This is a genomic window from Paraburkholderia sp. RAU6.4a (assembly GCF_050435625.1).
GTDB classification, from domain to species: Bacteria; Pseudomonadota; Gammaproteobacteria; order Burkholderiales; family Burkholderiaceae; genus Paraburkholderia; species Paraburkholderia tuberum.
The window spans coordinates 3,374,601-3,392,361 of record NZ_JBNDKQ010000002.1; the positions used below are offsets into that span (position 1 = coordinate 3,374,601).

Consider the following 17,761-nt stretch of genomic DNA (forward strand, 5'->3'; position numbering starts at 1 on the left):
ACGCCAGGTCGGCGAAGCTGCCGAAGCGTCAACCGCCCTTGCTTTTCTTGATCTGCGCTTCGAACGCGATATCGAGCTTGCTGGCCTTGCGCGGCTTCTGCGGGCCGTACGCGTCGACGAACTTGACGAAGTCGTCGAGCGTCAGCGGGTCGGACACTTTCTTGTCGACTCCGCTCGATTTGTCGACCAGATAGAACAGGCCGCCGGACAGACTGATCGCGGCGAAGCGCGGGTTGCCGCTGCGCGTTTTCAGGCGCTCGACGGCGTGGATGGCTCGGGTGGTGCGCATGATGGGGACTGCGGCGGCTGATTGACGAGAGCGTTACTTTAACAATTATGCTGACGGTATGCGGTTGGGGACTAAGCACGAAAACACGCGATGAACCACGACCCGCTCAGCGACAGCGGAGAAGGGTGGCTCGCGCTCGCGCTTCGGCGCCGCGCTCCGGCTTACTCGCTCAGCTCCCGATGCAACGCCCGATACTCCTGCGCCAGCTTATGCCCCGGATCGAGATGAATGACGGGTGTCGCCAGCTGATGCGACTCACGGATCTTCACCGACGATGACAAGCGCGACCCCAGCACCGGCAAGCCTTCGCCGATCAGTTCGTCGACGAGCTTTTGCGGCAGGCTCGCGCGAGGCTGGAACTGGTTGATGACGATGCCCTCCACCTGCAGTGCGTCGTTGTGATCCTGCTGGATCTCCTTGACGTTTTCGAGCAGCGTGTAGAGCGCGCGACGCGAGAAGTCGTCGCAGTCGAACGGAATCAGACAACGCTCGACGGCGATCAGCGCCGAGCGCGTGTAGAAGTTCAGCGCGGGCGGCGTGTCGATGTAAATCGCGTCGTACATGTCGAGTTCGTTCAGCGCGTCGCGCAGCTTGTAGATCTTGTAGCGCGATTCGAGCTTGCCGTGCAGCGTGTCGAGGTCGGGATGGGCGGGCATCACGTCGAGATTCTCGAAGCGCGTCGGATGGATGAACGAGGTCGCTTCCACGGGTTTGAAGCTGAAGCCGAGCGCGGTTTCGAAGAAGCCTGCGACGGTGGGGTTGACCTCGCTCGCCTGGGCGCCGAGCAGGTACTGGGTCGAATTCGCCTGAGCGTCGAGGTCGATCACCAGCGTACGCAGCCCTTCGCTCGCGCTGATGGCCGCCAGGTTGCAGACGATGGTCGATTTGCCTACGCCACCTTTCTGATTGAATACAACGCGCCGCATGGTCTCCCCTTGAACGGAAGCGGTTACAAAGGGCCCAGCATACCTGAGTCGGGTGACGGCGCTGATTTCGATGGGTTGTTCGTGACCGGGTCAGCGTTGCGCGGTATCCACGTCGACCACCACCTTCACACGTCCAGTCCCACTGGCAACGAGCTGATAGGCCTCGTCCGCGCTGCGCAAATCGAACCGTGTCTGATCGACCACGGGCGCGAGCGCGCCGCTTTCCACGAGCCGCGTCGCTTCGCGCATCATCTCGCCGAGGTGCGCGCGATATCGACCGGTCAGCAACGGATACAGGGTAAAGATCCCTGAATAGCTGGCTTCACGAAACGACAGCGGCGCAAGCGCATGCGTCCCCCAGCCAAGCGCACTGACCACGTGCCCAAAATGCCGGACCGCGGCGAACGACGCATCGAGCGAGGCCCCCCCTACCGTATCGACGACCAGATCGAAGCCTTCGCCATCGGTCAAACTCGCCACATACTGTTCGACCGTCTGCGCGCGGTAGTCGATCGGTGTCGCGCCGAGCCGCCGCACCAGCTCGGCATTGTGTGCGCTTGCGGTTGCATAGACGTCGGCGCCGAGCGCGCGCGCCAGTTGCACGGCGATGTGGCCGACCCCTCCGGCGCCACCCTGGACCAGCACCTTGGCTCCGCCTTGCAGATGCGCGCGATCGACGATACCCGCATACGACGTGATGAACGCGAGCGGCAACGCGGCGGCCTCGCGCATCGACAGACTGCGCGGCGCATGGGCGAGCAGGGCGGCATCGACCGCAGCGTACTCGGCGAGTGACCCCTGGATGCCGCCGACGCCGCCGGTCATGCCATACACGTTGTCGCCGACAGCGAACCCGCCGACGCCATCGCCGAGCGCCTCCACCGTGCCCGCGAGGTCGATACCGAGGACGAGCGGCAACGGGTGTTGCGCGTGCGCGGCCTCGCCCGCGCGAATCTTGATGTCGAGCGGATTGAGGCCGCTCGCGGCGACGCGCACCAGGACCTGGCCGGCAGCGGGTTCCGGGCGGGGCAGCGGCGTGTATTCGAGCGGGCCGTTGTATTGGCTGAGGATCAGAGCGTGCATGGACATGGCGGTCTCCTTGGTTCGACGCGTTACCGCGCGGCCGCATCGACGAGGGCGGCCACACCGCTCACCGGCTTCATCAAGTCGTCCGGCAGACCATGCCGCTCACGAAGATAGGCCGTCGAGTTGAACGATAGCCACGCACGGCCGTCCGCGTCCTCCCAGACGAGCACTTTCAAAGGAAGATCGAGCGCGGCGGTCGGCGCGAGTTGCATCAGCGGTGTACCGGCTTTGGGATTGCCGAAGATCAGGAGCCGGCTGAACGGCATCGCCAGTCCCTCGCGCCCAGCGTCACCGCTGAAATCGATGCACGCGAAAACCGTCAGCCCGCGCTCCAGAATCAAGGTTTGAAGACGCTCGGCGGTCGCGTCGCCCGCACGGGTGCTTGCAACGGTGACGATGCCAGCGCTGGCGTTCTCTGCGATCGAAGCGGTGGCCATCATGGCTCCCGTGCGGATGTTGTGCTCCGGCAGCGTTCGCGTGATCAGGTCTGCCGGACGGGCAACGCGTTGACCGTGACGCAGCATGCGTCGCATGCGTGCAATGCGCCAACGGAGAAGCGGATCCATGCAGTGTAGGCGTTCGCTGGTGCGGTGTGGCCGAACGTGCGGACGCGCTGTGAGGGACGTTCTGCCGAAAGGCGAATGAAAGCGGATGGGGTGCCCGCTGAACGAACGGCGGCTTCCACATTCGCGAAGCCGCCGTCAGGGGCGCCTGATCGGCGCCCCGATGCCAGATTACTGGCTCAGGTAAACAAATTTGCCATTCTTGATGGTGCCCATCACGCTCGCCCGCTGATCGAGGCCGACGTGATCCTTCGGGCTCGTATTGACGACCCCGTTCGGCACCACCAGCTCATGCGCGTGTTCGAGCTCGTCGCGCAATGCGACGCGAAACGCCGGCGTACCCGGCTGCGCGGTCTTCAACGCACGCGCGACGGCGTCCTGCAGGCGCGGGTACACGCCGGCCGCGTCGCCCGCGAACTGCGTGACGCTGCCGGGGCCGTACTTCGCCTCGTACGCGTCGACGAACGCGAGCGCCGCCTTCTTCGACGGATGATCGGCCGGCAGCGTGCGCGCGACGACGACCGGTTGCGTCGGGAACAGCGTGCCTTCCACGTCTTTACCGCCGAGCTTGATGAACTCCGGCGTCGCGATGCCATGCGTCTGATAGATCGGGCCCTTGTAGCCGCGCTCGATCAGCGTGCGCTGCGGCAGTACCGTTGGGGTGCCCGCGCCGGCGATCAGGATCGCGTCGGGCTTCGCGGCCATCAGCTTCAGGATCTGGCCGGTCACGCTCGCGTCGGTGCGGTTGTAGCGCTCGGTCGCGGCCAGCTGGATATGGCGCAGCGCAGCGAACTTGCTGAACTCGTTGAGCCAGCTTTCGCCGTAGCCGTCCGTGAAACCGATGAAACCGACCGTCCTCACGCCGTGGTTCGACATGTAGCGCGTCATCACGTCGGCCATCGCGCTATCGGTCTGCGCCATCTTGTAGGCCCAGATTTTTTTGCCTTCCTGCGGCTCGACGACGATGGCCGAGCCGATCAGCGTGATCATCGGCGTCTGGCTGTCGGCGACCGGATCGAGCGCGGCCATCGCGGCCGGCGTGATGTTCGGGCCGACGATCACGTCGACGTGGTCCTCGTCGATCAGCTTGCGGATGTTGCGCACGGCGTTGCCGGGGTCGGACGCGTCGTCGAGGAAGATGTAGTCGGCTTTCTGGCCGGCGATCGTCTGCGGCCACATCAGCATCGCGTTCTTGCTCGTGATGCCGATCACGGCGGCCGGTCCGGTGTACGACAGATCGATGCCGACTTTCAGGTCGGCGTGCGCCGCGCCGGCGACGAGCAGCGCCGCGGCCGCGAGGCCGCGCAGGGTGTTGCGTACTTTATTGTTATGCAACTTCATCGGAAGGTCTCCGTAGCGAGAGAGCGGTATGGACGCGGTTCAAAGCTCATAGGTTTCGTGTTCGCCCGTCAGCGCCTGCTCGATCAGCTTGCGGTTCAGGCTCGGCGACAGCAGCTCGACGAGCGTGTACACGTAGCTGCGCAGATACGCGCCCTGTTTCAGCGCGACGCGCGTCACGTTGCTGCCGAACAGATGGCCGACCGGCATCGCGCGCAAATGGCGGTCGCGCTCGGCGTTGAACGCGATGTCGGCCATGATGCCGACGCCGAGGCCCAGCTCGACGTAGGTCTTGATCACGTCGGCGTCGATCGCCTCGAGCACGATGTCCGGATGCACCCCGCGCAGGCGGAACGCTTCGTTGATCTTGGTGCGGCCGGCGAACGCGTTGTCGTACGTAATCAGCGGGTACTGGGTCAGGTCGTCGAGCGACAGCAGCTTGCGCTCGAGCAGCGGATGGTCGGGCTGCATCACCGCGACGTGGTGCCACTGGAAGCAGGGCAGCGACACCAGATCCTTGTAGTTCGAGATCGCCTCGGTCGCGATCGCGAGGTCGGCCTGGTCGTGCAGCACCATTTCGGCGACCTGGGTCGGGCTGCCTTGCAGAATTGAAAGGTGAACCTTCGGAAAGCGCTTCTTGAACTCCGCGATCGCCGCGGGCAGCGAGTAGCGCGCCTGCGTGTGGGTGGCGGCGATCGTCAGATTGCCCTGGTCCTGCGCCGCGAAGTCCTTGCCGACCCGCCTCAGGCTTTCCACTTCCTGCAGGATTTTTTCGACCGATTGCAATATGATGCGGCCCGGCTCGGTCAGCGAGCGCACGCGCTTGCCGTGGCGGGTGAAGATTTCGACGCCAAGTTCGTCCTCCAGCTCGATGATCGCCTTCGAGACGCCCGGCTGGCTGGTAAACAACGCCTTGGCCGCTTCGGTGAGGTTGAAGTTCTGCCGCACAGCCTCGCGGACGAAGCGGAATTGGTGCAGGTTCATATATAACCTCGCCGCATATAAAAAGAATTTTTTAGTCGTTTGAAATATAAGGCGAGTTTATTACGATCTGTCCATCTTTTTCAATATGGATATCTGTATTTGTTATAAGCAAATGAGCGATGGGTCTAAACGCTCGCTTGCGATAGCTGACAAAGCCGGTATTCAAGCCGCGGCCGATCCGGGACGGTCGCGTGTCACGCAAGTTTCGAAAAAATTGGGGCCCCGAATGTACCAATACGATCAGTACGACCAGACCATCGTCGATGAACGGGTCGCGCAGTACGCCGATCAGGTTCGCCGCCGCTTGTCGGGCGAATTGAGCGAAGAGGAATTCCGTCCGCTGCGCCTGCAGAACGGTCTGTATTACCAGCGCCACGCGTACATGCACCGCATCGCGATTCCGTACGGCAACTTGCGCAGCGACCAGATGCGCGTGCTCGCGCAGATCGCGCGCGAACACGACCGCGGCTACGGCCATTTCTCGACGCGTTCGAACATCCAGTACAACTGGATCAAGCTCGAAGAAACGCCGGAGATTCTGCGCAAGCTCGCCGCCGTGCAGATGCACGGCATTCAGACCTCGGGCAACTGCATCCGCAACATCACCGCCGATCAATTCGCCGGCGTCGCGCCCGACGAAGTCGTCGATCCGCGTCCGTGGGCCGAAATCCTGCGTCAATGGTCGACGTTCCACCCCGAATTCGCGTGGCTGCCGCGCAAGTTCAAGATCGCGGTGTCGGGTTCGAAGGAAGACCGCGCGGCTGTGCAGATCCACGACATGGGCGTGTATCTGCGCAAGAACGAACAGGGCGAACTGGTGGCCGACATCCTCGCCGGTGGTGGTCTGGGCCGCACGCCGATCGTCGGCGCGGTGATCCGCCGCGATCTGCCGTGGCAGCACCTGCTGACCTATAGCGAAGCCGTGTTGCGTGTGTACAACCGCTACGGCCGCCGCGACAACATGTACAAGGCGCGTATCAAGATTCTGGTGAAGGCGCTCTCGCCGGAGAAGTTCGCCGCGCAGGTCGAAGAAGAGTGGCAGCACCTGAAGGACGGCCCGTCGACGCTCACGCAGGCCGAAGTCGATCGCGTGACGCAATACTTCGCGCCGCCCGCTTACGACAAGCTGCCGGACACCGATACGTCGTTCGAAAAGCATCTGCTGGAAAACCGCGCGTTCGCGCGCTGGGTCGAGCGTAACGTGCGTCCGCACAAGGTGTCGGGCTACGCGTCGGTCACGCTGTCGCTGAAGCCGACCACGGTTGCGCCGGGCGACGCGACGGACGTGCAGATGGACGCGGTCGCCGACTGGGCCGACGAATACTCGTTCGGCAAGGTCCGCGTGTCGCACGAACAGAACCTGATCCTCGCCGACGTCAAGAAGCGCGACCTGTTCGCGCTGTGGGAAAAGGCCAGGGCGCAGGGTTTCGCGACGCCGAACATCGGCTTGTTGACCGACATCATCTCGTGCCCGGGCGGTGACTTCTGCTCGCTCGCGAATGCGAAGTCGATTCCGATCGCGCTCGCGATCCAGGAACGTTTCAACGATCTCGACTACGTGTACGACCTCGGCGACGTGTCGCTGAACATCTCGGGCTGCATCAACGCGTGCGGTCACCATCACGTCGGCAACATCGGCATTCTGGGCGTCGACAAGGACGGCTCCGAGTGGTACCAGGTGACGCTCGGCGGCGAGCAGGGCACCGGCGCGACCGGCGCTCACCTTGGCCGTGTGATCGGCCCGTCGTTCTCGGCCGAGGAAATGCCCGACGTGATGACGAAGGTGATCGATACGTTCGTGGAAAACCGCCAGGAAGGCGAGCGTTTCATCGACACGTACACCCGCATCGGCATCGCGCCGTTCAAGGAGCGCGTGTACGCCGCGCGTCAACCGGCTCACGCGTAAGCGCGAAAGGATACTGAACAGATGGCTTCTATCATCAAGAACCGCGCGATCGTCAACGACGACTGGAGCGTCGTGCGTGCCGCGGAAGACGGCGCTTTGCCGGCAGTGGCCGAACTGCCGGCCGGCAAGGTCATCGTGCCGCTGGCGCTGTGGCAGGCCGAGCGTGAAGCGCTCGTGGCCGCGCGTCAAGCCGCCGACATCGGCGTGTGGCTCGCGCCGGATAACGAACCGGCGGACATCGTCGGCGACTTCGACAAGCTCGCGCTGATCGCCGTGGACTTCCCGGTGTTCCGCGACGGCCGTGGCTACAGCATCGGCCGTCTGCTGCGCGAGCGCTATGGCTACAAGGGCGAACTGCGCGCGATCGGCGACGTGCTGCGCGACCAGATCACGTTCATGTTCCGCTGCGGCTTCGACGCGTATGCACTGCGCGCCGACAAGGACATCAACGACGCGTTGAAAGCGTTCGACGACTTTAGCGTGCAGTACCAGGGCGCCGTGGACACGTCGCCGCTGTTCCGCCGCCGTGCCGCGCAGGCTGGCGCCGCCAAGGTCCCGGCATGAGCGCCGCCCAATCGTTGAGCCCGGAGCTCGCAGCGAAGGTCGAGCGTCTCGACGCGCTGCTCGACTCGATCGCCGCGCGTCACGCGAACGTGAAGCTCGCGAGCAGCCTCGCGGCCGAAGACATGCTGCTCACGCATGCGATCCTGTCGCGCGGCGTGAAGATCGGCATCTTTTCGCTGAACACGGGGCGTCTGCATGCGGAAACGCTCGGCATGCTCGACCGCGTGAAAGAGCGCTACGGCTACGACATCGAGCAGTTTCATCCGCAGGCGGCCGCGGTCGAGCAGTATGTGAACGGGCACGGCCTGAACGCATTCTATGAAAGCGTCGAGCTGCGCAAGCGCTGCTGCGAGATCCGCAAGGTCGAGCCGCTCAATCGCGCGCTTGCCGAGGTCAGCGCCTGGGTGACCGGGCAGCGTCGCGAGCAATCGGTCACGCGTGCCGAGCTGCACGAGGAAGAGCACGACGACGCGCGCAACATCGCCAAGTTCAATCCACTCGCGGACTGGACCGAAGCCGAAGTCTGGGATTATCTTAGTGCGTTCGACGTGCCGGTCAATCCGCTGCATGCGCGCGGTTATCCGAGCATCGGCTGCGAGCCGTGTACGCGTGCGATCCGCCCCGGCGAAGACAGCCGGGCGGGGCGCTGGTGGTGGGAGTCGCGCGATACGAAGGAATGCGGCTTGCATATCACGGCGATTACTCCGATTGCGGTCGAGCGCAACGAAAACGCGTCGGCCTGAGCGCCGCGTACCGAGCTTGCGGCGCACTACGCCGAAACCGATCTGAATATTTTCGCCCGTGCGAGCAGCGCTTGCCGGGCGAACCAACGAAGGACCCGCTATGAGCACCACGCTCGATTCCACTGTCAACGCTCCGCTCGCCAACACGGTCAACCGGATGGATCACCTCGATTGGCTCGAAGCCGAGTCGATTCACATCCTGCGAGAACTGGTCGCCGAATGCAGCAAGCCGGCGCTGCTGTTTTCGGGCGGCAAGGATTCCGTCGTGGTGCTCGCGCTCGCACTGAAGGCGTTCGGCCTCGGTGCGAACCGCAAAACGCAGCTACCGTTCCCGCTCGTGCATATCGACACGGGCCACAACTACGACGAAGTGATCGACTTCCGCGATCGTCGCGCGCAACAGATCGGCGCGGAACTGGTGGTCGGCCATGTTGAAGATTCGATTAAGCGCGGCACCGTGCGTCTGCGTCGCGAAACGGATTCGCGCAATGCCGCGCAGGCGGTGACGCTGCTCGAAACCATCGAGCAGTACGGTTACACCGCGATGATCGGCGGCGCGCGCCGCGACGAGGAAAAGGCCCGCGCGAAAGAGCGCATCTTCTCGTTCCGTGACGAATTCGGCCAGTGGGACCCGAAGGCGCAGCGCCCGGAACTGTGGAGCCTGTACAACGCGCGTCTGCACAACGGCGAACACATGCGCGTGTTCCCGATCTCGAACTGGACCGAGCTCGACGTGTGGCAGTACATCGCGCGTGAACAGCTCGAACTGCCGTCCATCTACTATGCGCACCAGCGCGAGATCGTGCGCCGCAACGGCCTGCTCGTGCCGGTTACGCCGCTCACGCCGATGCGCGAAGGTGAGACGAGCGAACAGGCGCTCGTGCGTTTCCGCACGGTCGGCGACATCAGCTGCACGTGCCCGGTCGAAAGCGACGCGGACGTCATCGAGAAGATCATCGCCGAGACGGCCGTCACCGAAATCACGGAACGCGGCGCGACGCGGATGGACGACCAGGTGTCGGAAGCGGCGATGGAGCAGCGCAAGAAGCAGGGTTATTTCTAAGCACACGACGAAGGCAAAGCAACCATGAGCAGTATTCATCAACCAGAAGACCTCGGCGTGCTGCGTTTCATCACCGCGGGCAGCGTCGACGACGGCAAGAGCACGCTGATCGGCCGCCTGCTGTACGACAGCAAGGCGGTATTGAGCGACCAGCTCTCGGCGCTGTCGCGCGCGAAGAACAAGCGCACCGTCGGCGATGAAATCGATCTGTCGCTGTTGACCGACGGCCTCGAAGCCGAGCGCGAGCAGGGCATCACGATCGACGTCGCCTACCGCTACTTCGCCACCGCCAAGCGTAAGTTCATCATCGCCGATACGCCGGGCCATGAGCAGTACACGCGCAACATGGTGACGGGCGCGTCGACCGCGCATGCGGCGATCATTCTCGTCGACGCGACGCGCGTGACGTTCGAAAACGGCGTCGCGCAACTGCTGCCGCAAACCAAGCGTCATAGCGCGATCGTCAAGCTGCTCGGTCTGCAGCACGTGATCGTCGCGATCAACAAGATGGACCTCGTCGACTACAGCGAAGCGCGCTTCAACGAGATCCGCGACGCCTACGTCGAGCTCGCGCGTCACTTCGGTCTGCAGGACGTGCGCTTCGTGCCGGTGTCGGCGCTGAAGGGCGACAACATCGTCACGGCGAGCGAGCGCATGCCGTGGTACGCGGGCGAGCCGCTACTCGACGTGCTCGAAGCGCTGCCGGTCGAAACCGCGAACGGCGAGGCGCTGCGCTTTCCAGTGCAGTGGGTCGCGCGCCAGGACGGCAGCCAGGCCGACGATTTCCGCGGCTACATGGGCCGGGTCGAATCGGGCGAAGTGACGCTCGGCGACACGATCGTCGTGTTGCCGGCCAATCGCGAAGCGACCGTGGCCGAGATCATCGCGCCGGTGGTCGGCGGCACCGCGCAGGTGGACCGTGCGTTCGCCGGTCAGACGGTGACGATCCGTCTCGCGGAAGACGTCGACGTGTCGCGCGGCGACACCTTCGTGCTGCGCGAAGCGGCGCCAGAGCCGGCGAAGAAGCTCGAAGCGGACCTCTGCTGGTTCGACGACGCGCCGCTGTCGACGCAGCGCAAGTATCTGCTGAAGCAGACCACCAGCACGGTGTTCGCGAAGATCGGCGCGATCAGGGAAGTGCTCGACGTGCATACGCTGTCGCAGGCGACCGATCGCAAGGAACTGGCGATGAACGACATCGGTCGTGTCGCGCTGACCTTGCAGAAGCCGCTCGTGTGCGACGCGTACGACTCGCATCAGGGCACCGGCGCGTTCGTGCTGATCGACGAGGCGACGAACCACACGGTCGCCGCCGGCATGATCCGCGCGTTTTCCGCCTGAGCACGGCAAGACTAGCAGGCGACGCAACGCGCCGCCGCGTACGCTCCAACGAACAGGTTGATGTCAATGGGTAAGGTTTATCTGATCGGCGCGGGACCCGGTGCCGCGGACCTGATTACGGTGCGCGGCGCGCGGCTGCTCGGCGCTGCCGACGTCGTGCTGCACGACGCGCTGGTCGAGCCGGCGATGCTCGACTACGCGCCCGCGCGCGCGAAGCGCATTGCGGTCGGCAAGCGCTGCGGCCAGCTATCGACGGCCCAACAGTTCATCAACAAGCAGATCGTCGATGCGGCTTTGGAGCACGACGTGGTCGTGCGTTTGAAGGGCGGCGATCCGATGCTGTTCGGCCGCGCCGACGAAGAGATGCGCGCGCTCGAAGCCGCGGGCATCGAGTATGAAGTCGTGCCGGGCATCACCGCCGCGCTGGCGAGCGCGGCCACGCTGAAGCGTTCGCTGACGCTGCGCGGCGTGTCGCGCAGCGTCGCGCTCGCGACGTTCAGCCGCGCGCCAGGTTCCGATGAGATCCGCGAGCAGGTGAACGCCGATTCGCTGGTGTTCTACATGGGCCGCGACAGCGGCGTCGAAATCGCGCAGCAACTGATCGATGCTGGCAAGCCCGCGACGACGCCCGTGGCGATCGTCGAGGCGTGCAGCACGCCGCGCGAACGCATGCTGACGCTGACGTTGGAAGATCTTGCGGCCGGCGAAGCGCAGCGCTGGGTCGATGCGTCGCAGCCGAGTCTGTTGATGATCGGCGAGGCGTTCGCGGCGCGGCAGACCGAGGCGAAGCGCGCGTCGAACGGGATGCTGGTCGCGGCCTGAATATCCTCGGCAGGGCCGACCCGAGAGCGGCGAATCTGAGCAACCAGAACGAAAAAATCAGAGCTGCCGCAAGCAATACTGCGCGAGCGCATCCAGCACCGAATCATCCTCGCCGACTGCCACCGCGCAGCGAATCTCGACACCGGGATGCGCGGCGCGGCAATGATCGACGATCGCGGGCAAATCCTTGCGGACATGACCGCCTTGCCCGAAGAACACCGGCACCACGGTGATCGCATCGCAGCCTTGCGTGACGAGTTGCGCGACGGCCGTCGGCAGGTCGGGTTCCATCAGTTCGAGAAAGGCGAGCGTAACCGCAGGAGCTTCGCCCGTCGCCGCGCGCGCGGCGCGCAGCTTGTCGGCGAGCCGCTCGAACGGCTCGCGCCAGCGCGCATCGCGCGCGCCGTGGCCAAACAGAATCAGTCCGTGCATAGCCATCGCATCAGCTCCCTGACGATGCCCCTCAACGCACTGGCGTTAGTGCCGGTCGACCCACTTCAAGCCGACGAGCCCCAGCACCAGGTAGACGAGCCCAGGTGTCGCCGCGGTCAACGGCGCGGGCCACGTATTGAGCGTGCCGATATGCGAGAACAGCGTGTTGAACAGCTGGAAGCTCATGCCGAGCATGATGCCGCCGAACACCTTCACACCGACCACGCCCGCGCGCGTATGCAGATACGCGAACGGCAGCGACAGCACCAGCATCACGAACACCGCGAACGGATACAGCACCTTGCGCCACAGCGCGATTTCATAGCGCTGCGTGTCCTGATGGTTCTCGGTCAGATGCTGGATATAGCGGAACAGATTGAACATCGACATCCGGTCCGGCGACACCAGCAGCACCGACAGGATCTGCGGCGTCAGCTCCGAGCGCAGCGAATACTCGGGCAGCGTGACCTGTTTCGCGCGATAGACCGGATTGAGCGCATCTGCCGGCGTACCCGGAGCGGGGGCCACGTCGAGCAGTTGCGTATCGGTCACGCCGGTCAGCAGCCAGTGGCCCGGCGGCTGATAGCGGCCGCTCTGCGCGATGCGAATGTTCGAGAGGCGGAACTTCGAATCGAACTCGTAGATGCGCACGTTGCTGATCGTCGCGTCGGGCTTCAGCTCGCCGACGTTGACGAAGCGCGTGACCTGCTCGCCGTCGGCGCGCTCGGTCAGCGTGTCCTTGACCCACACGCCCGACTGGAAGTTGCTCGACACCGACGAGCCGAGCGCCTCGAGCCGCACGCGCTCGGAGAGCTGATCCGTATACGGGCCGACCACTTCGCCGATCAGATAGGTGACGATCACGAGCGGAATGCCGATCTTCAGCAGCGAGCGCAGCGCCTGATTCGTCGCGAGGCCTGATACGCGGAAGATCGTGTATTCGGAGTTCGCCGCCATCTGCGCGAACACGTAGATCGCGCTGATCAGCGCCGCGACCGGAATGATTTCGTAGAAACGCGACGGCGTTTGCAGCGCGACGCGCAGCACCGCGTACTGAAACTTGTAGTTGCCGTGGCCGACCGAGTTCAGTTCGTTGATCAGGTCGAAGAAGAAGAACAGACCTGAAAATGCAAACAGGATGAACACGAACGTGAGATAGATCTGACGCGCGAAATACCTTTCATAAATGCGCATCGCTCAGGCTCCCTGCGAACGGCTGAACATGGCGCGCGTAAATAGCGGCCGGTTGCGCACCCGCATCCAGAAGATGAACGCGACGATCCCGAGCACGATCACGTGCAGGATCACGAGCCCGACGCCGAACGACATCTTGCCCTGCTCGATCCACGCCTGCACGACGTTCAGCAGATTCGAATAAGTGAGGTAGATCAACACGGCCATCACGAGGTTGATCGTGCGGCTGCGCCGCGGGTTCTGGTGCGCGAGCGGAATGGCGAGCAGCATCAGGTTGATCGCGATCAACGGAAGACCCGCGCGCCACGCGAATTCGGCGAGGTTCTCTTTAGTGGGATTGCGCAGCAGCGTGAGCGTCGGCAAGCCGGTGGTGGTCGGCGTATTGACGACCGGCTGGCTCTGGATCTTCACGCCGTAGCGCTCGAACTCCATGATGCGGAAATCGGGGCGGCCCGGTTCGCCGTCGTAGCGGCGGCCGTTTTCCAGCACGACGAAGCGGTCGCCGTTCTTGTGCGTCTCGATGTGGCCGTTCTTCGACACCACGACGTTGACCTTGCCGCCCTCGGTGCTCGTCACGAACACGTTTTCCACATGCCCCTGGTCGGGCGACATCTTCTCGATGAAGAACACGCGATGCGTGGTCGGCGATTCGCGGAACTGCCCCGGCGCGAGCAGTGAGACTTCGTCGCGCTGCTGGAAGCGCGCGCGGATCAGCTTGCTCTGCTGGTTCGACCACGGCCAGCCGACGAACACGAAGAACATGATCAGGATGATGATCGGCGTGGCGAAAATGCCGATCGGCTTGATGAATTGCGTGAGACTGACGCCCGAGGACAGCCACACGACCATCTCGGAGTCCTTGTACCAGCGCGTGAGCACGAACAGGATCGACACGAACAGCGTCGCGACGAGCATGATGGCCAGATAGCCGATCACGGTGAGGCCGATCAGGACCAGCACGTCGCGCGGGTCGACCTCGCCCGAGGCCGCGAAGCCGACGATGCGGATCATCATCGTCGTCAGCACGAGCGTGAGGAGAACCATGAACACGGCGCCAGCCGTGTACGCGAGCTCGCGCTGGAGGGAGCGTTCAAAGATCATTGTTGATGACGAGAGGGGGCGCTCACGGCGACGCGGGGGTGTTCGTTCCCGTCACGCCTCCGGTGCAGCCGCCGCGGGAAAAAATAGCGGATAATTGCGGCTTTCATCCTAAGCCCAGATTTTATCCGAGGACAAGCGCGATGGACTTTAGCATAAAAGCCTGTGATTGGACCAAAGGCTCGACGAACGGTTTCCTGACCGGGAAATCCGATTGCATCGTGATCGGTGTGTTCGAGTCGCAAACGCTGTCGGGCGCCGCGCTGGAGATCGACACGGCCACCAAGGGCCTGCTCACGCGCGTCATCAAGGCAGGCGACATGGACGGCAAGGCGGGTACCACGCTGTTCCTGCACGAGGTGTCGGGCATCGGCGCGTCGCGCGTGCTGCTCGTCGGGCTCGGCAAACAGGACGCTTTCAGTCAGAAAGCCTACGGCGAGGCGGTCCGCGCCGCATGGCGCGCGCTGCTCGGCACGAAGATCGTGCAGGTCACGTTCACGCTCGCGCAACTGCCGGTGCTCGAACGCACGGCCGACTGGTGTGTGCGCGCCGCGATCCTCGCGCTGCGCGAGCTGACCTACCGCTTCACGCAACTGAAGAGCAAGCCGGACAATACGCCGCGCGCGTTGAAGCGCATCGTGTTCAGCGTCAACACCAGTGACGAGAAGGCCGCCAAGCTCGCCGCCAGGCAGGGCGCCGCGCTCGCCAACGGCATGGACCTGACGCGCGAGCTCGGCAATCTGCCGAGCAACGTCTGCACGCCGACCTATCTGGCGAACACCGCGAAGAAGCTCGCGAAAGACTGGAAGCTGAAGGTCGAGGTGCTCGGCGAGAAACAGTGTGAAGCGCTGAAGATGGGCTCGTTCCTGTCGGTCACCGCGGGCGCGGTCGAGCCGGCGCAGTTCATCGTGCTGCAGTACCAGGGCGCCGCCGCGAAGGCCGCGCCGGTCGTGCTGGTCGGCAAGGGCGTCACGTTCGACACGGGCGGCATCTCGCTGAAGCCGGGCGAGGGCATGGACGAGATGAAATACGACATGTGCGGCGCGGGCTCGGTGCTCGGCACGCTGCGCGCGGTCGCCGAGATGGGCCTGAAGATCAACGTGGTCGGCATCATTCCAGCCGTCGAGAACATGCCGTCGGGCACGGCCACGAAGCCGGGCGACATCGTCACCAGCATGAAGGGCCTCACGATCGAGGTGCTGAACACCGACGCCGAGGGCCGCCTGATTCTGTGCGACGCGCTCACCTACGCGGAGCGCTTCAAGCCGGCCGCGGTCATCGACATCGCGACGCTGACGGGCGCCTGCATCATCGCGCTCGGCCATCACAACAGCGGCCTGTTCTCGAAGGACGACGCGCTCGCGGGCGAACTGCTCGACGCGTCGCGTGAAGCGGCCGACCCGGCATGGCGCCTGCCGCTCGACGACGAGTACCAGGACCAGCTGAAGTCGAACTTCGCGGACGTCGCGAATATCGGCGGGCGTCCGGCGGGCAGCGTGACGGCCGCGTGCTTCCTGTCGCGTTTCACGGATTCGTACCCGTGGGCGCATCTCGACATCGCCGGCACCGCGTGGAAGAGCGGCACCGCGAAGGGCGCGACGGGCCGTCCGGTGCCGCTGCTCGGGCAGTTCCTGATCGACCGCGCCGGCCAATGACGCAGTGCGGTAAGCGCGCGCACGGCGCGCGGCAAGCGGGGCGGAGCGGCCGATGACGAGAATCGACTTTCACTCGAACGTCGGCGATTCGCTGCTGTACGCGTGTCGCCTCGTGCGCAAGGCGTATCTGGCGGGCCAGCCGCTCGTCGTGCTGGCCGAGCCCGCGCGCCTGCGCGCCTTCGACGAAATGCTGTGGACCTTCTCGCCGCTCGACTTCGTGCCGCACTGCATGGCGGGCACGCCGCTTTCCGCCGACACGCCCGTCGTGCTGGCCACGAATCTCGACGACGTGCCGCATCATCAGGTGCTGCTCAATCTGGGCGCAACGGTGCCGGCGCAGTTCGCGCGCTTCGATAGATTGCTCGAAGTGGTCGGTAACGCACACGAGGAACTCGCTGCGGGCCGCGAGCGCTATCGCTTCTATCGCGATCGCGGCTATGCTTTGAACAACTACAAGCAGGGCGGCTAGTTCGTTGCGCTGCGCGTCATGGCCGCGAGGAACGCGGCATGCGGACCGCCTGCCCTGGCTTGGACTCAAACACGGAGAGCGCACGTGTCCGATCCCCACGACAATTCGATTCCGGTCCTGAACGAGGTCCTCGTGCCGGGCCGCGCGCGCGAGACGCGCGAGGCGTCGTCGACCGATGCCGCCGCGCCTGCATCCCAGCCGGGCGCCGAGCCCGCAAGCCCAGCCGTCGCGCAACCGGCGGCGGTGCCCGAGCCCGCTTCCCGCACGGAGCCCGCGTTCGTGCCAGCGCCCGCGCATCGAGCCGACCCGACGCTGGCGCCCGAGCCGGTACTAGCGCCCCAACCGGTGCCCACGCCCGAGCAACTGAGTTCGCCGGAGCCCGTGCTCGTGCCGGAGCCGATGCCGACGCGAGAAGCCCCGCATGCGGCGGAGCATGAGCCTCTCGCGCAGACCGAGCTTCATCAGCCGCACGTGGCTGATCACACGCACCCGAGAAAACACGCACGGCCGCATCACGGCATTCATGTGCGACATGGGCATGACGACTTGCGTGAGGACGTGGAGGTGTCGCCCGGCGTGTTCGATCGTACCGAGCCCTTCATACCGCTCGAAGCCGGCGCGACCGTGCCGCCGGATATCGACCATGAAGGCGCGCATGAAGCCGCTCCCGCTCAGCCCACGCTCGATGCCGACGCGCTCGCCGCACGTTTGCACGGACGCTTCCAGGGTTTTCTGACGGGCGAGGGGCGCGGCATCATCGAGGCGCGCTGCCGTGATGCAGTGCAGCAGCACACGAGTCTGCTCGTGAGTCAGATCACGCGCGAGGTCGCGCAGACGCTCGAAGCCGAGATGACTGATTGGGTACGTGAAGCGGTGGAAGAAGAAATCGCGCGGCGCTCGCGTTGACGCCGCGGTGACCTGAGAGCGCCGTTATTTGAGCGTCAGCACCCAAGCCGCCAGCGTGGCCGCCTGATCGGGCGTCAGTTGCGTGTTGGCGGGCATCGGCACGGTTCCCCATACGCCGGTGCCGCCATCGAGGATCTTGCGCTTCAGATAGGAGGCGGCGTCGTTACGGCCCGCATAGCGGGCTGCAACGTCGTGCAGCGCCGGCCCCATGAACGGGCGAGTGACCGAGTGGCAGCTCATGCAGTTCTTCTGCTGGGCGAGCGCGAGCCCGGCTGTTTCGGCACGGGCTGCGGGACTGGCGGCGCTCAATGCGGCGGCGAGCGCAACAGTGGCTGCCACGGCTGCGTACGACATCGATTTCATTATGGTCTCCGCCAGTGCA

At 64.6% G+C, this 17,761-nt stretch carries 19 protein-coding genes; 9 read left to right on the top strand and 10 right to left on the bottom strand.

From position 1 onward, the window contains the following. Nucleotides 1-28: 28 nt before the first annotated feature. From OKW40_RS20440 to OKW40_RS20465, 6 genes are all read right to left on the bottom strand, one after another. Nucleotides 29-289 carry a hypothetical protein gene (locus tag OKW40_RS20440; protein WP_062127059.1) on the bottom strand — a complete coding sequence of 87 codons (261 nt, stop codon included), beginning with the start codon at nucleotides 287-289 and terminating at the stop codon, nucleotides 29-31. A gap of 161 nt (nucleotides 290-450) precedes the next feature. Further along, entirely contained in the window at nucleotides 451-1,215 is a 765-nt protein-coding gene (locus OKW40_RS20445; protein WP_090803391.1) for a ParA family protein, read from the bottom strand. 90 nt (nucleotides 1,216-1,305) lie between these two features. Then, nucleotides 1,306-2,304: a zinc-dependent alcohol dehydrogenase family protein gene (locus tag OKW40_RS20450; RefSeq protein ID WP_429491237.1), complete on the bottom strand. Its 999-nt coding sequence runs from the start codon at nucleotides 2,302-2,304 to the stop codon at nucleotides 1,306-1,308. A 23-nt stretch (nucleotides 2,305-2,327) separates the two neighbouring features. After that, on the bottom strand, nucleotides 2,328-2,834 hold the full coding sequence (locus tag OKW40_RS20455) for a DUF302 domain-containing protein (protein ID WP_429491239.1): 507 nt from the start codon (nucleotides 2,832-2,834) through the stop codon (nucleotides 2,328-2,330). 201 nt (nucleotides 2,835-3,035) lie between these two features. Beyond that, entirely contained in the window at nucleotides 3,036-4,205 is a 1,170-nt protein-coding gene (locus OKW40_RS20460; protein WP_429491241.1) for an ABC transporter substrate-binding protein, read from the bottom strand. Between the two features lie 39 nt (nucleotides 4,206-4,244). After that, nucleotides 4,245-5,186, bottom strand: coding sequence for a CysB family HTH-type transcriptional regulator (locus OKW40_RS20465; protein WP_429491243.1), 942 nt, complete (start codon nucleotides 5,184-5,186; stop codon nucleotides 4,245-4,247). A gap of 226 nt (nucleotides 5,187-5,412) precedes the next feature. Between OKW40_RS20465 and OKW40_RS20470 the strand changes: the two genes are divergently transcribed. From OKW40_RS20470 to cobA, 6 genes are all read left to right on the top strand, one after another. Further along, complete coding sequence (locus tag OKW40_RS20470; protein WP_429356746.1) at nucleotides 5,413-7,092, top strand: nitrite/sulfite reductase; 1,680 nt, start codon at nucleotides 5,413-5,415, stop codon at nucleotides 7,090-7,092. 21 nt (nucleotides 7,093-7,113) lie between these two features. Then, nucleotides 7,114-7,656 carry a DUF934 domain-containing protein gene (locus tag OKW40_RS20475; RefSeq protein ID WP_429491246.1) on the top strand — a complete coding sequence of 181 codons (543 nt, stop codon included), beginning with the start codon at nucleotides 7,114-7,116 and terminating at the stop codon, nucleotides 7,654-7,656. After that, nucleotides 7,653-8,399: a phosphoadenylyl-sulfate reductase gene (locus tag OKW40_RS20480; RefSeq protein WP_184059665.1), complete on the top strand. Its 747-nt coding sequence runs from the start codon at nucleotides 7,653-7,655 to the stop codon at nucleotides 8,397-8,399. Before OKW40_RS20475 ends, OKW40_RS20480 begins: the two co-directional genes overlap by 4 nt. A gap of 100 nt (nucleotides 8,400-8,499) precedes the next feature. Beyond that, the gene (gene cysD / locus OKW40_RS20485; protein ID WP_090803401.1) at nucleotides 8,500-9,462 is read left to right on the top strand and encodes a sulfate adenylyltransferase subunit CysD; all 963 of its coding nucleotides are present in this window, start codon (nucleotides 8,500-8,502) and stop codon (nucleotides 9,460-9,462) included. Nucleotides 9,463-9,486: 24 nt separating this feature from the next. Further along, nucleotides 9,487-10,803, top strand: coding sequence for a sulfate adenylyltransferase subunit 1 (locus tag OKW40_RS20490; RefSeq protein ID WP_429491248.1), 1,317 nt, complete (start codon nucleotides 9,487-9,489; stop codon nucleotides 10,801-10,803). 66 nt (nucleotides 10,804-10,869) lie between these two features. After that, complete coding sequence (gene cobA / locus OKW40_RS20495; RefSeq protein ID WP_184059800.1) at nucleotides 10,870-11,625, top strand: uroporphyrinogen-III C-methyltransferase; 756 nt, start codon at nucleotides 10,870-10,872, stop codon at nucleotides 11,623-11,625. Between the two features lie 57 nt (nucleotides 11,626-11,682). Here the strand turns inward: cobA and OKW40_RS20500 are convergent, their stop codons facing one another. From OKW40_RS20500 to lptF, 3 genes are read right to left on the bottom strand one after another with little or no spacing between them, the layout of a single operon-like run. Next, entirely contained in the window at nucleotides 11,683-12,063 is a 381-nt protein-coding gene (locus tag OKW40_RS20500) for a sirohydrochlorin chelatase (RefSeq protein ID WP_018419678.1), read from the bottom strand. Nucleotides 12,064-12,102: 39 nt separating this feature from the next. Next, nucleotides 12,103-13,251 carry an LPS export ABC transporter permease LptG gene (lptG, locus tag OKW40_RS20505; protein ID WP_018419679.1) on the bottom strand — a complete coding sequence of 383 codons (1,149 nt, stop codon included), beginning with the start codon at nucleotides 13,249-13,251 and terminating at the stop codon, nucleotides 12,103-12,105. Between the two features lie 3 nt (nucleotides 13,252-13,254). After that, on the bottom strand, nucleotides 13,255-14,352 hold the full coding sequence (lptF, locus tag OKW40_RS20510) for an LPS export ABC transporter permease LptF (protein ID WP_184059661.1): 1,098 nt from the start codon (nucleotides 14,350-14,352) through the stop codon (nucleotides 13,255-13,257). Between the two features lie 140 nt (nucleotides 14,353-14,492). On the opposite strand from lptF, the gene OKW40_RS20515 reads away from it, so the two are divergent. The 3 genes from OKW40_RS20515 to OKW40_RS20525 all read left to right on the top strand — a co-directional run bounded on the left by OKW40_RS20515 (nucleotide 14,493) and on the right by OKW40_RS20525 (nucleotide 17,379). After that, nucleotides 14,493-16,004 (top strand): leucyl aminopeptidase, encoded by a 1,512-nt coding sequence (locus OKW40_RS20515; protein ID WP_429491250.1) that lies wholly within the window; start codon nucleotides 14,493-14,495, stop codon nucleotides 16,002-16,004. A gap of 52 nt (nucleotides 16,005-16,056) precedes the next feature. Further along, a complete protein-coding gene (locus tag OKW40_RS20520; protein ID WP_429491252.1) occupies nucleotides 16,057-16,473 on the top strand; it encodes a DNA polymerase III subunit chi in 417 nt (138 codons plus the stop codon). Between the two features lie 84 nt (nucleotides 16,474-16,557). After that, entirely contained in the window at nucleotides 16,558-17,379 is an 822-nt protein-coding gene (locus OKW40_RS20525) for a DUF2486 family protein (RefSeq protein ID WP_429491254.1), read from the top strand. A 24-nt stretch (nucleotides 17,380-17,403) separates the two neighbouring features. Here OKW40_RS20525 and OKW40_RS20530 read toward each other — a convergent pair whose 3' ends face one another. Next, nucleotides 17,404-17,742 (bottom strand): c-type cytochrome, encoded by a 339-nt coding sequence (locus OKW40_RS20530; protein WP_184021035.1) that lies wholly within the window; start codon nucleotides 17,740-17,742, stop codon nucleotides 17,404-17,406. Nucleotides 17,743-17,761: the final 19 nt, after the last annotated feature.

Bases quoted from the DNA above. Each gene is read 5' to 3' on its own strand.
- OKW40_RS20440 (WP_062127059.1), bottom strand. From the start codon at position 289: ATGCGCACCACCCGAGCCATCCACGCCGTCGAGCGCCTGAAAACGCGC.
- OKW40_RS20445 (WP_090803391.1), bottom strand. From the start codon at position 1,215: ATGCGGCGCGTTGTATTCAATCAGAAAGGTGGCGTAGGCAAATCGACC.
- OKW40_RS20450 (WP_429491237.1), bottom strand. From the start codon at position 2,304: ATGTCCATGCACGCTCTGATCCTCAGCCAATACAACGGCCCGCTCGAA.
- OKW40_RS20455 (WP_429491239.1), bottom strand. From the start codon at position 2,834: ATGCGACGCATGCTGCGTCACGGTCAACGCGTTGCCCGTCCGGCAGAC.
- OKW40_RS20460 (WP_429491241.1), bottom strand. From the start codon at position 4,205: ATGAAGTTGCATAACAATAAAGTACGCAACACCCTGCGCGGCCTCGCG.
- OKW40_RS20465 (WP_429491243.1), bottom strand. From the start codon at position 5,186: ATGAACCTGCACCAATTCCGCTTCGTCCGCGAGGCTGTGCGGCAGAAC.
- OKW40_RS20470 (WP_429356746.1), top strand. From the start codon at position 5,413: ATGTACCAATACGATCAGTACGACCAGACCATCGTCGATGAACGGGTC.
- OKW40_RS20475 (WP_429491246.1), top strand. From the start codon at position 7,114: ATGGCTTCTATCATCAAGAACCGCGCGATCGTCAACGACGACTGGAGC.
- OKW40_RS20480 (WP_184059665.1), top strand. From the start codon at position 7,653: ATGAGCGCCGCCCAATCGTTGAGCCCGGAGCTCGCAGCGAAGGTCGAG.
- cysD (WP_090803401.1), top strand. From the start codon at position 8,500: ATGAGCACCACGCTCGATTCCACTGTCAACGCTCCGCTCGCCAACACG.
- OKW40_RS20490 (WP_429491248.1), top strand. From the start codon at position 9,487: ATGAGCAGTATTCATCAACCAGAAGACCTCGGCGTGCTGCGTTTCATC.
- cobA (WP_184059800.1), top strand. From the start codon at position 10,870: ATGGGTAAGGTTTATCTGATCGGCGCGGGACCCGGTGCCGCGGACCTG.
- OKW40_RS20500 (WP_018419678.1), bottom strand. From the start codon at position 12,063: ATGGCTATGCACGGACTGATTCTGTTTGGCCACGGCGCGCGCGATGCG.
- lptG (WP_018419679.1), bottom strand. From the start codon at position 13,251: ATGCGCATTTATGAAAGGTATTTCGCGCGTCAGATCTATCTCACGTTC.
- lptF (WP_184059661.1), bottom strand. From the start codon at position 14,352: ATGATCTTTGAACGCTCCCTCCAGCGCGAGCTCGCGTACACGGCTGGC.
- OKW40_RS20515 (WP_429491250.1), top strand. From the start codon at position 14,493: ATGGACTTTAGCATAAAAGCCTGTGATTGGACCAAAGGCTCGACGAAC.
- OKW40_RS20520 (WP_429491252.1), top strand. From the start codon at position 16,057: ATGACGAGAATCGACTTTCACTCGAACGTCGGCGATTCGCTGCTGTAC.
- OKW40_RS20530 (WP_184021035.1), bottom strand. From the start codon at position 17,742: ATGAAATCGATGTCGTACGCAGCCGTGGCAGCCACTGTTGCGCTCGCC.